At 66.2% G+C, this 13,962-nt stretch carries 12 protein-coding genes; 6 read left to right on the plus strand and 6 right to left on the minus strand.

Annotation, left to right across the window (positions count from 1 at the left end):
* The first annotated feature begins 162 nt into the window (after positions 1–162).
* The 4 genes from ACQR1L_RS01240 to ACQR1L_RS01255 all read left to right on the plus strand — a co-directional run bounded on the left by ACQR1L_RS01240 (position 163) and on the right by ACQR1L_RS01255 (position 6,323).
* Positions 163–1,404 carry an acetamidase/formamidase family protein gene (locus tag ACQR1L_RS01240; protein WP_434856111.1) on the plus strand — a complete coding sequence of 414 codons (1,242 nt, stop codon included), beginning with the start codon at positions 163–165 and terminating at the stop codon, positions 1,402–1,404.
* A 275-nt stretch (positions 1,405–1,679) separates the two neighbouring features.
* Positions 1,680–4,013 (plus strand): acetamidase/formamidase family protein, encoded by a 2,334-nt coding sequence (locus ACQR1L_RS01245; protein WP_434856112.1) that lies wholly within the window; start codon positions 1,680–1,682, stop codon positions 4,011–4,013.
* 189 nt (positions 4,014–4,202) lie between these two features.
* Positions 4,203–4,586 carry a RidA family protein gene (locus tag ACQR1L_RS01250; RefSeq protein WP_006612903.1) on the plus strand — a complete coding sequence of 128 codons (384 nt, stop codon included), beginning with the start codon at positions 4,203–4,205 and terminating at the stop codon, positions 4,584–4,586.
* Between the two features lie 141 nt (positions 4,587–4,727).
* On the plus strand, positions 4,728–6,323 hold the full coding sequence (locus ACQR1L_RS01255) for a gamma-glutamyltransferase family protein (protein WP_434856113.1): 1,596 nt from the start codon (positions 4,728–4,730) through the stop codon (positions 6,321–6,323).
* A 22-nt stretch (positions 6,324–6,345) separates the two neighbouring features.
* Here ACQR1L_RS01255 and ACQR1L_RS01260 read toward each other — a convergent pair whose 3' ends face one another.
* Positions 6,346–7,206, minus strand: coding sequence for a LysR substrate-binding domain-containing protein (locus ACQR1L_RS01260; protein ID WP_434856114.1), 861 nt, complete (start codon positions 7,204–7,206; stop codon positions 6,346–6,348).
* Between the two features lie 151 nt (positions 7,207–7,357).
* Between ACQR1L_RS01260 and ACQR1L_RS01265 the strand changes: the two genes are divergently transcribed.
* The gene (locus tag ACQR1L_RS01265) at positions 7,358–8,101 is read left to right on the plus strand and encodes a haloacid dehalogenase type II (RefSeq protein WP_434856115.1); all 744 of its coding nucleotides are present in this window, start codon (positions 7,358–7,360) and stop codon (positions 8,099–8,101) included.
* A 17-nt stretch (positions 8,102–8,118) separates the two neighbouring features.
* Here the strand turns inward: ACQR1L_RS01265 and ACQR1L_RS01270 are convergent, their stop codons facing one another.
* The 4 genes from ACQR1L_RS01270 to kynU all read right to left on the minus strand — a co-directional run bounded on the left by ACQR1L_RS01270 (position 8,119) and on the right by kynU (position 12,719).
* Positions 8,119–9,624 carry an amidase gene (locus tag ACQR1L_RS01270; RefSeq protein ID WP_434856116.1) on the minus strand — a complete coding sequence of 502 codons (1,506 nt, stop codon included), beginning with the start codon at positions 9,622–9,624 and terminating at the stop codon, positions 8,119–8,121.
* Between the two features lie 206 nt (positions 9,625–9,830).
* Positions 9,831–10,658: an alpha/beta hydrolase gene (locus tag ACQR1L_RS01275; protein ID WP_434856117.1), complete on the minus strand. Its 828-nt coding sequence runs from the start codon at positions 10,656–10,658 to the stop codon at positions 9,831–9,833.
* A 31-nt stretch (positions 10,659–10,689) separates the two neighbouring features.
* The gene (gene kynA / locus ACQR1L_RS01280; protein WP_434856118.1) at positions 10,690–11,529 is read right to left on the minus strand and encodes a tryptophan 2,3-dioxygenase; all 840 of its coding nucleotides are present in this window, start codon (positions 11,527–11,529) and stop codon (positions 10,690–10,692) included.
* Positions 11,526–12,719, minus strand: a complete 1,194-nt coding sequence (kynU, locus tag ACQR1L_RS01285; protein ID WP_434856119.1) for a kynureninase — start codon at positions 12,717–12,719, stop codon at positions 11,526–11,528. The genes kynA and kynU overlap by 4 nt, the downstream gene beginning before the upstream one ends.
* A gap of 256 nt (positions 12,720–12,975) precedes the next feature.
* Here kynU and ACQR1L_RS01290 point away from each other — a divergent pair, with 256 nt between their 5' ends.
* Complete coding sequence (locus ACQR1L_RS01290; protein ID WP_434856549.1) at positions 12,976–13,380, plus strand: DUF4864 domain-containing protein; 405 nt, start codon at positions 12,976–12,978, stop codon at positions 13,378–13,380.
* Between the two features lie 5 nt (positions 13,381–13,385).
* Here the strand turns inward: ACQR1L_RS01290 and ACQR1L_RS01295 are convergent, their stop codons facing one another.
* A complete protein-coding gene (locus tag ACQR1L_RS01295) occupies positions 13,386–13,781 on the minus strand; it encodes a thioesterase family protein (RefSeq protein WP_434856120.1) in 396 nt (131 codons plus the stop codon).
* Positions 13,782–13,962 lie beyond the last annotated feature (181 nt).

The following is a 13,962-nucleotide window of genomic DNA, read 5'->3' on the forward strand; positions in this document are numbered from 1 at the left end:
CGGCGGGCTCCTCAGGATGAGGTCTGTGGGTGAGGCGCGCTGGCGTCCACCCCGATACCAAACCCTCATGGTGAGGAGGCGCGCAGCGCCGTCTCGAACCATGAGGCCCGTCTGCAAATTCACGACGCAACACTGTCGATCTCTGAGCAAAGAGGCCCTCGCATGAAGCACCATCTGCTGCCGGTGTCCAACAAGACCGTCCATTGGGGCTATTTCTCCAAGGTGGTGACGCCCGCGCTCACCTTGCGCTCCGGCGACCGCGCCACGATCGAGACGCTGACCCACCACGCCAATGACGACTACGAGCGCATGATCAAGGACGACCCCGGCGCCGAGAGCGTGTTCAAGTGGACGAAAGAGCACAAGGCGGTGGCGCGGCGCGGCTCCGGGCCGACCGAGGGCCCGTTCATTCGCGGCGCGGGCGAAGGCATCGGCGTGCACCTGCTCACCGGCCCCGTGGCGATCGAGGGCGCGGAGCCCGGCGACGTGCTGGAGGTGCGCATCCTCGACATCCGGCCGCGGCCGAGCCAATGCGGCTGCCACGCCGGCAAATGCTTCGGCTCCAACGTCGCGGCCAATTGGGGTTTTCACTATCACGACCTGATCGAGGAGCCGAAGCCGCGCGAGGTCGTGACCATCTTCGAGTTGGACACCGCGGGCGAGCCGTTCGCCAAGGCCGTCTACAACTATGTCTGGACGCCGCAGACCGATCCTGACGGCATCGTGCATCCGACGATCGACTATCCCGGCGTGCCGGTCGATCATAGGACGATCAAGAAGCGCGAGAACATCCTGCCGAACGTGAAGGTGCCGGCGCGGCTGCATTTCGGCACCATGGGGCTGGCGCCGTCCGAGGCGGACTACGTTTCCTCGATCCCGCCGAGCTACACCGGCGGCAACATCGACGACTGGCGCATCGGCAAGGGCGCGCGGATGTATTATCCGGTCGCCGTGCCCGGCGCCTATTTCTCGGTCGGCGATCCCCATGCCGCGCAGGGCGACAGCGAGCTCGGCGGCACCGCGATCGAGACCTCGCTGACCGGCGATTTCGAGTTCATCCTGCACAAGAAGAACGATCTCGGCGGCACCTCGCTCGAAGGCCTGACGCATCCGCTGCTGGAGACCAGTGAGGCATGGTCGGTCTACGGCTTCACCTATCCGAACTACCTCGCCGAGCTCGGCGCCAACGCCCAGACCGAGATCGCCAACCACTCCAGCCTCGACCGCGCCATGCGCGACGCCTTCCGCAAGCTCCGCCGCTTCCTGATGACGGTGCATCATCTCAGCGAGGACGAGGCGATCTCGCTGATGTCCGTCGGCGCGGATTTCGGGGTGACGCAGGTGGTGGATGCGAATTGGGGCGTGCACGGCACGATCCGGAAGAACGTCTTCCGGTGTGATTGATGACGATGTGACGCAAGCTCTTGCTCCACGAACAGTGCGCTCCCTCCCCCCTTGTGGGGGAGGGTTGGGGAGGGGGTAGCCCAGGAACGACTGCCGCCGGGGACCCCCACCCCTGACCCCTCCCCGCAAGGGGGAGGGGAACGGACTGCGCGTGCGGCGACAGCGTCGATCTCCAAAAGACCAAGAGAAGAGCACTGAGCACCACCGGCACACGCCCCACAGTGAAGCTCATCTGGCACGGGGGTTGCTTCGCATTCCCCGACCCGGGGCGTGCCATGAGTTTCCGTCCGTTCACCAGCGAATCCTATGCGCAGGGCGAGCGCCCCGAGGCGTGGCGCGATGTGCTGAATTCGGTCGGGCTGCAGCCTGCCGCGAAGTCGCCGTTCGATGACGGGCACGCGACCGCCTCGAATCGCAGCGCGCCGGGCGTTGCACTGTCGCGGCTGTCGGCGGGCGCGCAGGCCATCGCTGCGGTTCCGCAGCTCCAGGAGGACCTGCCGATCGCGCTGCTCGCGATCGAGGATGGCGCCGTGCTCCGTTGCGGCGACGCGCATCGCATCATCCCGTCCGGCCATCTCATCCTGCTGCCGCGCACCGGCGATTGGAGCCTTGCCTTCCAGCGCGACCTGCGCGCGATCGTGCTGTCGGTCACATCGGCCGCCCTGCACGGCCGCATCAGCGGCAGGCTGAAATTCGCCAAGCCCCAGGTGATCGCGCCAAGCGGGCTCGCCGACGTGGTCTGCCGCACCATGGAGGCGACCGCGCGGACCCTCGATACCCTGAGTGACGCCGAATGGAGCACGGTGGCGCAGAGCCTGCTCGATCTCCTGCTGACGCTCGCGCATCAGCAGGCGGTGCCGACCTCCGAGGCCGGCAGCAGCGCGACCCAGGCGGCGATCCTGCACCGGATCTGCCAGGCGATCGAGCGCCGGCTCGAAGACGCCGAGCTGACGCCCACGCGCGTCGCCCAGGCGGAAGGCATCTCCGAGCGCTATCTGCAAAAGCTGTTCGAGAGCGCCGGCGACAACTACACGCATTACGTCAAGGAACGGCGGCTGCAGCGCGCCTGGGCCGATCTCTCCAATCCGGCCGAGGCGCATCGCTCGATCTCCGAGATCGCCTATCGCTACGGCTTTGCCGACTCGGCCCATTTCAGCCGCAGCTTCCGCGCCCGCTTCGGCCTGTCGCCGCGCGAGTTCCGGCAGCAGAAGGCCGAGCAGGCGGTGACCTCCGTGGCGCCGCGCGGCCAGCGCGGCTGGCCGCAGGATGCGCTGGCGCAGCAGCGCGGCTGCCAGGCGCAGGCCTCCCTGAAGAGCAGCACCGCCCTGCCCGCGCCGGCCAACGACAGGGATTCACAACAGCGGCATCATCATCTCGCTGTATCAGCCGAGCGCGTGCATTGGGGCTATTTCAGCCGCTCGCTGCCGCCCCAGATCGAGATCGCGTCCGGCGACACGATCACCGTGGAGACGCTGACCCAGCATGCCTCCGATGATCCGGAGCTGATGATCGCAGGCGATGACGGCGCGCTCAGCGTGTTCGGCTGGAGCAAGACCAGGAAGAACGTCGACCGCCGCGGCGCGGGGCCGATGGACGCCAGCGTGTTCGGGCGCGGCGCCGGCGAGGGCTTTGGCGTGCACATCTGCACCGGCCCGGTGGCGATCAAGGATGCGCAGCCCGGCGACGTGCTGGAGGTGCGCATCCTCGACATCGTGCCGCGGTCGAGCCGGAGCCCCCAGCACAAGGGCCGCGTGTTCGGCTCCAGCGTCGCGGCATGGTGGGGCTATCACTACAACGAGCTGATCTCAGCACCGGCTCCGCGCGAGGCGGTCACGATCTACGAGATCTTCGCCGACGCTGCCGAGCCGCATGCGCGCGCGCTGTATTCCTATCGCTGGGAGCCGCAGACCGATCCGTCCGGCGTGGTGCATGCGACCTACGACTATCCCGGCGTGCCCGTCGCGCCCGACAGCATCAAGCGACGCCACGGCGTGCTCGACAACATCCGCATTCCCTTGCGGCCACATTTCGGCGTCATCGCGGTGGCGCCGCGCGAGGTCGACTTCGTGGATTCGATTCCGCCGTCCTATTTCGGCGGCAATCTCGACAATTGGCGGCTCGGCAAGGGATCGACGGTGTATCTGCCAATCGCGGTGCCCGGCGCGCTGCTATCGGTCGGCGATCCCCATGCGACCCAGGGCGACGGCGAACTCGGCGGCACCGCGATCGAATGCTCGATGACCGGAACGTTCCAGGTCATCCTCCACAAGAAGTCGCAGCTCGCGGGCAAACCCTTTGCCGATCTCAGCTATCCCCTGATCGAAACCGAAACCGATTGGGTGCTGACCGGCTTCAGCCACCCGAACTACCTGGCCGAGTTCGGTGCGCAGGGCCAGAGCGAGGTCTACGCGAAATCCTCGCTCGACCTCGCGATGAAGGACGCGTTTCGCAAGATGCGCCGCTTCCTCATGCACATCAAAGGGCTCAGCGAGGACGAGGCGGTGGCGCTGATGTCGGCTGCGGTGGATTTCGGCGTCACGCAGGTGGTCGACGGCAATTGGGGCGTCCACGCGATCCTCAGCAAGCGGCTGTTCGAGGATGCGGATTGAGTTGACTCCGCCAGCTGCCAGACCTCCGTCATTGCGAGCGAAGCGAAGCAATCCAGGGCGTCACGCGCAGCCCTGGATTGCTTCGTCGCGGAGCCTGTCATCGGGCCGCGCTTCGCGCGGACCCGTTGGCTCCTCGCAATGACGACCGTTATCGTCTTTCCATTGAGCCACACACGAGAGGACACCACCATGCAGTTCCACATGATCGCCGGCGCGACCAAGCCGGTGGCGCCGTTCAGCCATGCCGTCGAGACCGATGGCTTCGTGTTCGTCACCGGCCAGATGCCGGACTCACCGGAGGCGAAGGGCGTGCTGCCGGAGGGGATCGTGGATCAGACGAAGGCGGTGATGCAGAACTTGAAGTACATCCTCCAAGGTCTCAACCTCGGCCTCGAACATATTGTGATGTCTCGGATTTACCTGACCGAGTTCAAGCGGGATTACGCGGCAATGAATGAAACCTACCGTTCATTCTTCCCGCCGGACCGGTTGCCGGCCCGCACCTGCGTCGGCGTCACCGGCCTCGCCTATGACGCGCTGATCGAGATCGATCTGGTCTGCCGACGACCATAAGGCCTGAATGGTAAATTTCTCCTCAACGCCTGGTCCGGCCATTCGATCTGAGCTGAGGAGGCAGGCGCGGTTGCCGATTGTGTGTCGGCGGCCGACGGTGTCAATTCGCCCGACCAATGAGGCGGATCGAAGGGAAGTGCCATGCCGTATCAGTTTTCCAATCGCCAGGAGATCCGCAAGCCGGCGGTGACAGCCAAGGGCGGCATCGTCGCGGCGCAGTCGCGGCGGGCGGCCGAAATCGGCGCCGAGGTGCTGGCGGCCGGCGGCGACTGCATCGACGCGGTCATCGCGACCGGCTTTGCGCTCGGCGTCGTCGAGCCGTGGATGAGCGGGCTCGGCGGCGGCGGCGCCATGGTGCTGTATCGCGCCAAGGAGAACAAGGTCGAGGTGATCGACTACGGCATGCGCGCGCCGGACTCGCTGCGCGTCGAGGACTATCCGCTGACCAATGACGGCAGCGTGTCCCCCGACATCTTCCCGTGGCCCCGCGTCAAGGACGACCGCAACCTGCATGGTCCGGGCGCGATCGCCGTGCCCGGCGTCGTCGCCGGCATGGAGGCGGCGCACCGCCGCTATGCCAGGCTGCCTTGGCAGAACCTGGTGAAGCCGAGCGTCGCGCTGGCCGCCGAAGGCCTGCTGGTGGACTGGTGGACCACCGTGATGATCTCGAGCTGCGCCGCCGATTTGCGCCGCTATCCCGGCAGCGCCGCGGCCTATCTCAAGGATGGCCTGCCGCCAAACCCGCAATGGGGCGCCAAGGCGGTGACGCGGCTGCCGCTGGAGCAGCTCAAGGCGACGCTGTCGCATCTCGCCCAAGCCGGCGCCCGCGACTTCTACCAGGGCGACATCGCCCGCTCCATGACCCGCGACATCCAGGCCGCCGGAGGCGCGCTCTCGGTCGAGGATCTCGCCGCATTCGAGGCGCATGTCCGCGAGCCGCTGCGGATTCCCTATCGCGGCGGCACCGTGTTCGCCACGCCGGAGCTCACCGCAGGCCCCACGCTGGCACACGCGCTGCGGCTGATGCAGGCGAGCATCACGGCCAGCAGCAAGACGCCCGATGCCGGTGCGTTCGTCGCCTATGCGGAAGCGCTGCAATCGGCCTATCGCGAACGGCTGAACGACATGGGCGATGCTGCCGGCAAGCGCGCGCTCGGCGCCGAATATCTCGCGCCCGCCTGCACCACGCATTACTCGGTGGTCGATCGCGACGGCAACATGGCCGCGGTGACGCAGACCCTGCTGTCGGGCTTCGGCTCGAAGTTCCAGGCGCCGCAGAGCGGCATCATGATGAACAACGGCATCATGTGGTTCGACCCGACGCCGGGCACCACCAACTCGCTCGCGCCCGGCAAGCGCTGCCTGACCAACTACACGCCCGTCGTGGCGGAAACCGCGGCGGGGAAACGTCTCGCGCTCGGCGCTTCCGGCGGCCGTCGTATTTTGCCCGCCGTGGCGCAGATGCTGTCCTTCGTGATGGACTATGGCATGGATTTGGACGCCGCGATCCATCAGCCGCGCATCGACGCCAGCGAAGGCGACGTGGTCGGGGCCGACACGCGGCTGCCGGCGGAGGTGATCAACGCACTCTCCGCGAAGTTCGAGACCGTGCCGGCGCCGGTGCAGACCATGCCGATGAAGTTCGCCTGCCCCAGCATCGTGCTGCGCGATGGCGAGACCAACAGCGGCGCGACCGAGATCGCGCATGCCTGGGGCGATGCGGTGGCGCAGAGCTGATCTCCGAGCGAATCTGCGGCCATTACGCCGGCAGGCCGGCTCCCGTCAGCCTGTCGGCGAGGAAGGTGGTCAACTCCCCCACCGTCCGGGAGTTGGTCCGGCCGCGGGCATAAGCGAGTTCCACGGCCGGCAGGCGGGGAAGGCCGAGATCCTGCCGGATGATGCGCAGCGGCGGCTGCACCAATGCGCGTGCCAGGACCGTGATCCCCAAGCCTTCGAGCGTCGCCGCCTTCAGGCACTCGAAGCTCGGACTGACGAAGCTGAGATGCCAGCGCCGGTCATGCTGCTTCAGCGACGACAGCGCGAAGCGGCGATAGGCGCAGCCCTCCGGGAACAGGACCAGCGGGATGGACGCATCATCCGGGCTGTAGTTCGGGCCGCTGACCCAGACCAGTTGCTCCGTCAGCATCGAGGTGCCGGCGCGGGCGCCGACGTCCTGCTTGAAGAAGGCGAGGTCGAACTCGCCGCGGGCGCTCCGCTTCATCAGGCTTTCCGACTGATTGGCCTCCACCTCGATGCCGACCATCGGATTCTTTCGCTTGAACCGCGCGAGCCAGGTCGTGAAGTCGCGGCCGAAGAAGTCGAGCGGAACGCCGAGCCGGACGAACCCGACCAGGACGTCGTCGCTCATCGACGCATAGGCTTCGTCGTTGAGCTGCAGGATGCGCCGGGCGTATTGCACGAAGCGGTCGCCGTCGGGCGTCAGCTCCAGCACCCGGCCCTTCCGCCTTGCCAGCAACGGCTTGCCGACCTGCATTTCGAGCTTGGTCATCTGCTGGCTGATCGTCGACTGCGACCGGCCGACGGTCTCGGCGGCGCGCGAGAAGCTCATCGTGTCGGCGATGACGAGAAACGATCTGAGGCAGTCGATATCGAAGTTCACGACAATCCCCGCTATCGAAAAAGACGATACTGACATCGTCATTTTTCACTTTGTCGGCCGGGCCGCGGTCCGTAAAGACCAGACTTGCGGCATCGGCTGACGGAACTCGCATCAGTCCTCCGGGCGCACCCTCGACACAAGGACAGGTCCCGTGGCGATCAACACCGTGGTTTTCGACGCTTACGGTACGCTCTACGACATCCAGTCGGTGGCGGCCGTTACCGATGCAGCCTTTCCGGGCCATGGTGACATGATCACCCAGGTCTGGCGCATGAAGCAGCTCGAATATACCTGGCTCCGCTCGCTGATGCGGCGCTACGAGGATTTCGAGACGGTCACCCGCCAATCCCTGATCTACACCTTGCGGATCCTCGGACTGCGCTACGAAGAAGCGCTGCTCGACAGGATCATGGACAAATACGTCCATCTCGATCTCTACGCGGACGCGTTGCCGGCCCTGAACCATCTCCAGGGATGCCAACTGGCGATCCTCTCGAACGGTTCGCCCACGATGTTGAACACCCTGGTGCGAAACACCGGGCTCGATCGCCTGCTCGACAAGACCATCAGCGTCGATGCCAGGAGGATCTTCAAGCCCAGCCCCGAGGCCTATTCCCTGATCGAATCCGAACTCGGCGCCAAGCCGGCCGAAGTGCTGTTCGTCAGCTCCAATCCCTGGGATGCGATCGGCGCCAAGGCCTTCGGGTTGAACGTCGCGTGGATCGAGCGGGTCACACAAGAGGCGATGGCCGCGGCTTGCGACAGCACTGCAGTCGTGCCGCCGCTGACGATGTTCAAGGCGATGCGGACACAGATGGACGAGCTCGGGCTCGCCCCCGACCACCGGATCCGGGGATTGTCCGAGCTCGCCGGGCTGCTGCCATCGCGGCCGTAGGCCGATCAGCAGGCTCGCTACTGATAGCACGCCTCCAGCGCTGCCGCGGCACGGTACAACGTCATTTCGTCGAGATGACGCGCGATCAGCATCGCGCCGATCGGCCGGCCGTCGGAGGTATTCCCAACAGGTACGGAAATCGCCGGATGGCCAGTGAGGCAGGTCGGCGCGGTGTTGCCGACCATCTCGAACGCACGGCCGATGATCTCTTCGCGCGACGCGCCAGCGGGAGGCAGTCGCGTCGCCGCCATCGGCGTCGTCGGCATCAGCAGCAGATCGGCCTCTCCGAGGGCGCAATCATAATCTGCCGTGAGCAGGCGGTTGAGATTCTGCGCCTTGCCGTAATAGCGGCCGCGGTTGCGCGACGACATGTAGTGACCGGTCAGGATGCCGAGCTTCAGCGTCTCCGACAACTCGCCGGCCCGGTCGCGCCAGCGCGCATGGGCATCCAGCAGGCTCTCGAGAAACACGCCCTTCATGTTGCTGCCATAGGCATTGCCGCGCATCATCAGATCGGTGGCGCCTTCGAGGAAGATCGGCGTCCAGATCGCCGCGCCGGCGGCATGCAGCGGCACCGAGACCTCGCGAATGTCGGCCCCTTTTGCCTGGAGACGGCCCGCCGCCTCGCGCACACGGTCGTCGACCTCGCTCTCGGCGCCGGCCGTGCCGAACCCTTCAGGCACGATGCCGATCCGCAAGCCGGCCGCCCCTTGCGGCAGCGCCTGCGTGTAGTTCTGCCCGGGTGCCCCGCGCTGCCGGGGATCGAGGCCGTCAGGTCCCGCCATCACCTCCAGCATCAGCGCATTGTCCGCGACGGTGCGGGTGATCGGTCCGGCGTGATCGACCGTGAGCTCGACGGCAAAGATGCCCGTGTAGGGCACGAGGCCGTGCGTGGGCTTGAGACCGACCGCGCCGCAATAGGACGCGGGGATACGGATCGAGCCGCCCTGGTCGCCGCCGGTCGCCATGTCGACGATGCCGGCCATCACCAGGGCGGTCGATCCGGATGACGATCCTCCGGCATTGTAGCCGGGCACAACAGGATTTTCGACGACGCCGTTGGCGGAGGTGTGACTGCCGCCGGAGGCGCAATAATACTCGCAGACCGCCTTGCCGAGGATATCAGCGCCTGCGTCCAGCAGGCGCGTGACGATGGTCGCATCCATCTCCGGCACGTAGCCTTCGAGGATGGTCGCGCCGTTCATCATCTGCACGCCGGCAACGCAGACATTGTCCTTGATGGCGACGCGCTTGCCCTTCAGCTTGCCCTCCGAAGCGCCACGGATACGCGTAGTCACCGCCCAGGCGCCGAACGGATTGTCCTGCGGCGCCGGATGGACGCCCGGAGGCCGCGGATATTTGACCTCGGGCAGCGGAGTGGCCATGCCGTCGACGAGATCGTAGGCGTCGAGCTGGCCCTGCATCAGCGCGAGAAACGACAGCGCATCGGCATCATCGAGATCGAGGCCGATCTCACGCGCAGCTTGCTGCAGCTCGGGTGCACTCGGACGGCGGACTGGCATCGATGCCTCTCGTCAAGGTGAGAGCCGGTCCACCCGCAACGATGCGAGTGGACATCAGCGTTCAACATGCGATGAGACTAGCCAGCCGTGAGATCATTCCATAATGAGTTATGTCGATAGCAGTAATTGGTTTTGACGATAGTGTTCTGATGAGCGGTCGCGATGGCGATCGCACCGCCATCGCGGTTCTCGCCGCGAGTGCGCGCTTATTGCGCCACCAGCGCCTTCACCAGCCCGCTTTCCGCATCGGCCAGTTCATCGATCACGTCGAAATGGTGCCGGTCCGGGGATTCGACATAGGCCGTGGACGCGCCGAGACCGATCCAGATATTCGCCAGCAGCTGGGCCTGGCGGCGGAATTCGTTGCGTTCGGCGCCGCCGACCCAGGCGGTGACGTCGACGCCATCGACCGGCACCAGCAGCGCCGGGCTCTCGTGCAACGCCGTGGCATCGTCGATATGCAGCGTGTCGTTCATCGCGGTCCGCTGCAGCGGGCGCAGATCGTGCAGGCCGGAAATCGAGACCACGCTGGTGATGCGCTTCTGCCGCTCTGTCGAGAGCGGCGCGCCGCGGCAGATCATGCGGCTGACGAGATGGCCACCGGCGGAATGGCCGGTCAGCGCGACAGACCCATCAACCTCGTCCATCGCCTTGGCAATCGCTTGTGCCACGTCAGTCGTGATGTCGGCGAGGCCGACCTCGGGGCACAGCCGATACGACGGCATCGCGACAGCAAAGCCGTGGGCGATCGGTCCCTTCGCGAGATGCGACCAAAAACTCTTGTCGAGCCGCATCCAGTAGCCGCCATGCACGAACACGACGAGACCCTTCGGCTTTCCTTCCGGCAGGAAGAGATCGAGCCGCTGCCGCTCATGCGCGCCGTAGGCGATGTCGAGCTTCGCGCGGCCCTGCCCCGCAAGTTCTTTCCGATACGCTTCCGCCGGCGCGACCCACAGCCCAGGCCAGCGCTCGCCGCCGGGAATGTTCGGGCCGTTGGCATAGGCGTTGTCCCAGTCCTTGACGGCATACAGCATTGATATCTCCTGATCGAATGTGCGCGCGGCCTCACAGCCCGGTGCGCAGCTTCCAGAGTTCGGGGAACAGCACGATCTCCAGCATCTTGCGTAAGTAGTTCACGCCCGAGGTGCCGCCGGTGCCGGTCTTGAAGCCGATGATGCGCTCCACCGTCGTGACATGGTTGAAGCGCCAGCGGCGGAAATAATCCTCGAAATCGACCAGCTTCTCGGCGAGCTCATACAGCTCCCAATGCCGCTGCGGATCGCGATAGACGCTGGTCCAGGCCGCGGCGACCTCGGGGCTCTCAGCCCGCGTGCCGCGCCAGTCGGTGCGCTGGCCGTCGGCGCCGATGAAGAAGCCGCGCCGCGCGAGCAGCCGCAGCGCTTCGTCATAGAGGCTGGGCTTCGCCAGGATCGACTCCAGCTCCGCCGTCAGCTCTGGATGATGCGCATGCGGGCGCAGCATCGCGAGATTGCGGTTGCCGAGCAGGAATTCGATCGAGCGATACTGGAACGACTGGAAACCGGAGGACTCGCCGAGCTTGTCGCGGAACAGTGTGTATTCGCTGGGCGTCATCGTGCGCAGCACGTCCCAGGCGCCGTTGAGCTGCTCGAAAATGCGCGACACCCGCGCCAGCATCTTGAATGCCGGCTGCACATCGTCCTTGGCGATCGCGGCCATCGCTGCCTTGATCTCGTGGATCGCGAGCTTCATCCACAGCTCGGAGGTTTGGTGCTGGATGATGAACAAGAGCTCGTCATGCGCCGTCGACAGCGGCGCCTGCGCGTCGAGCAGGCGGTCCAGCATCAGATAGTCGCCATAGGACATCCGTCCCTTGAAGTTCATCCGCGCACCTTCGGTGGCGGGATCGTAAGGGGCGTTGCTCATGTCACGAGCTCCTTCTGGCGATATTCGGGTCTGTCCCAGAGCTTGTTGTCGAGCACCTCCGCGAGAATGTCGACGGCGCCGCGCACCTCGGCCTCGCCGATGTAGAGCGGCGTGAAGCCGAAGCGCAGCGCGTCCGGCGCGCGGAAGTCACCGATGACGCCGCGCGCGATCAGCGCGCGCATGATCGCATAGCCGTCGGGATGACGGAACGACACCTGGCTGCCGCGGCGCGTCGCATCGCGCGGCGACGCCAAGGTGAGCGACGGACAACGCGTCGCGACCTCTGCGATGAACAGCTCGGAGAGCGCGATCGAGGCCTTGCGCACGTCCTGCATCGACACGCCCTCCCACGCGTCCAGCGCCGCATCCAGCGCCGCCAGCGCGATGATCGGCGGCGTGCCGATCCGCATCCGCTCGATGCCGCCGCCAGGGCGGTAATCGAGATCGAAGGCGAACGGCGCCTCATGTCCCATCCAGCCGGACAGCGCCGGCGGCGCGATCTCCGCGTGACGCGGCGCGACATAGATGAAGGCCGGCGCGCCGGGGCCGCCATTGAGATATTTGTAGGTGCAGCCGACGGCGAAATCGGCATCAGCTCCGGCAAGGTCCACCGGCACGGCGCCTGCGGAATGCGCGAGGTCCCACACCGTGAGTGCGCCGACGGCATGCGCCTTCTTCGTCAGCGCGGCCATGTCGTGCATGCGGCCGGTGCGGTAGTCCACCTCGGTCAGCATCAGCACGGCGACGCTGTCGTCGATTGCGGCCTCGACCTGTTCGGGCTCGACCACTTTCAGCGACGCGCGATCGCCGAGCATGCGGATCAGGCCCTGCGCCATGTAGAGATCGGATGGGAAATTGCCGCTGTCGGACAGGATCACGCGGCGATCGGGATTGAGCGACAGCGCCGCGGCGAGCGCCTGATACACCTTGATCGACAGCGTATCGCCCATCACGACCGTGCCGGGCGCCGCACCGATCAGCCGCGCGATGCGATCGCCGACGCGGCGCGGCTGCACCATCCAGCCGGCGCTGTTCCAGCCGCGGATCAGCTCCTGCCCCCACTCCGCCTGGAGCATGTGGGCCACGCGTGCGGGCACCGCGGAGGGCAGCGCGCCGAGCGAATTGCCGTCGAGATAGATGACGCCCTCAGGGATCGTGAAGAGCCCCCGGGTCCTGGAAAAATCGGTCATGCTGCCCCTGTTTCGTTCGCGGCCATGCATGCATGATTCGCGCCGCATCCGACCAGATCAAGCCGGACGCGGCGCGGCGGGCATCGCGCCGGTCGCATGGCTCGCGGATATTGGCTCGCGAAGACGTGACGGCGTCGACACAGTCCGGCCGGTGGATCGACACCGGCCCGCGACATTGACGCGCCACGGCAGGCTTGTCACGGGCGGCGCGTGGCGCATGATATCTATGATCCGAACTGCCGATGGAGGACACGACATGCGCATTCTGATGCCGCTCGTCCTGCTGCTGTCGTTATGGGCGCAATCCGCAAGCGCAGCCGACGCCGGCGCCGCGCAAAGCGTCATTCGCGCCCAGGAGCAGGCCTTAGCTCGGGATGACGGCGCGACCGCCTATGCGCAGGCAGCGCCCGAAATCCAGGCGCTGTTTCCGAGTATCGAGATCTTCATGAGCATGGTGAAGAGCGGCTACCCGCCGGTCTATCGCCACCGTAGCTTCGAGTTCGGCGCGGCGCAGGTCGAAGGCGACAGCGTCGCGCAGCGCGTCCACATCGTCGATCCCGACGGCCAGGCCTGGGAGGCGCTGTACACGCTGCAGGTCCAGCCCGATGGCAGCCTCAAGATCACCGGCTGCTCGCTGTTGAAAACGGGCCAGTCGGTCTAACTGCCCTACGGCACGCCGAAGCGCTTCTTGAACTGCTCGACATTGATCAGGCCGCGGCCGTGGCGGCCGTCGCCGATCTTGGTCTCGCCATGATAGGCTTCAACGTTGAAGCGGATGACGCGGCGCTCGACCTCGATCACCTCGGCCACGGTGCGGATGGTGGCTCCGACCGGCGAGGCCGCGAGATGGCGGATATTGACCTCGGTGCCGACCGTGACCCAGCCGGGCGGCAGTACCGGATTGATGGCGTCGCCCGACGTCATCTCCATTTCCAGGATCATCATTGGCGTCGCATAGACCATCGGCATATGCGGCACGAAGTGCCCGACGGTGCGCTCCGGCGGCACGACCAGCAGGCGCTCGGCGCGCATCCCCGGCTTGATGATGTCACGTGCGTCCATGGTCGCTCCAAATTCCGCTGTCGTCCCAGACAAGCTGCGACGCGCGGCAGCGCGGCGTAGCGCTGATCCGGGACCCAGACGCCGCAGCCGCCGTGATGGGCAAAATGCCAATGACCAGCCTGCCTCAAACCGCTCCCGGGGGGTCTGGGTCCCGGCTTTCGCCGGGACGACGGCGGTGGTT

The sequence above is a fragment of the Bradyrhizobium sp. HKCCYLR20261 genome (genome assembly GCF_051168435.1).
GTDB lineage: Bacteria > Pseudomonadota > Alphaproteobacteria > Rhizobiales > Xanthobacteraceae > Bradyrhizobium.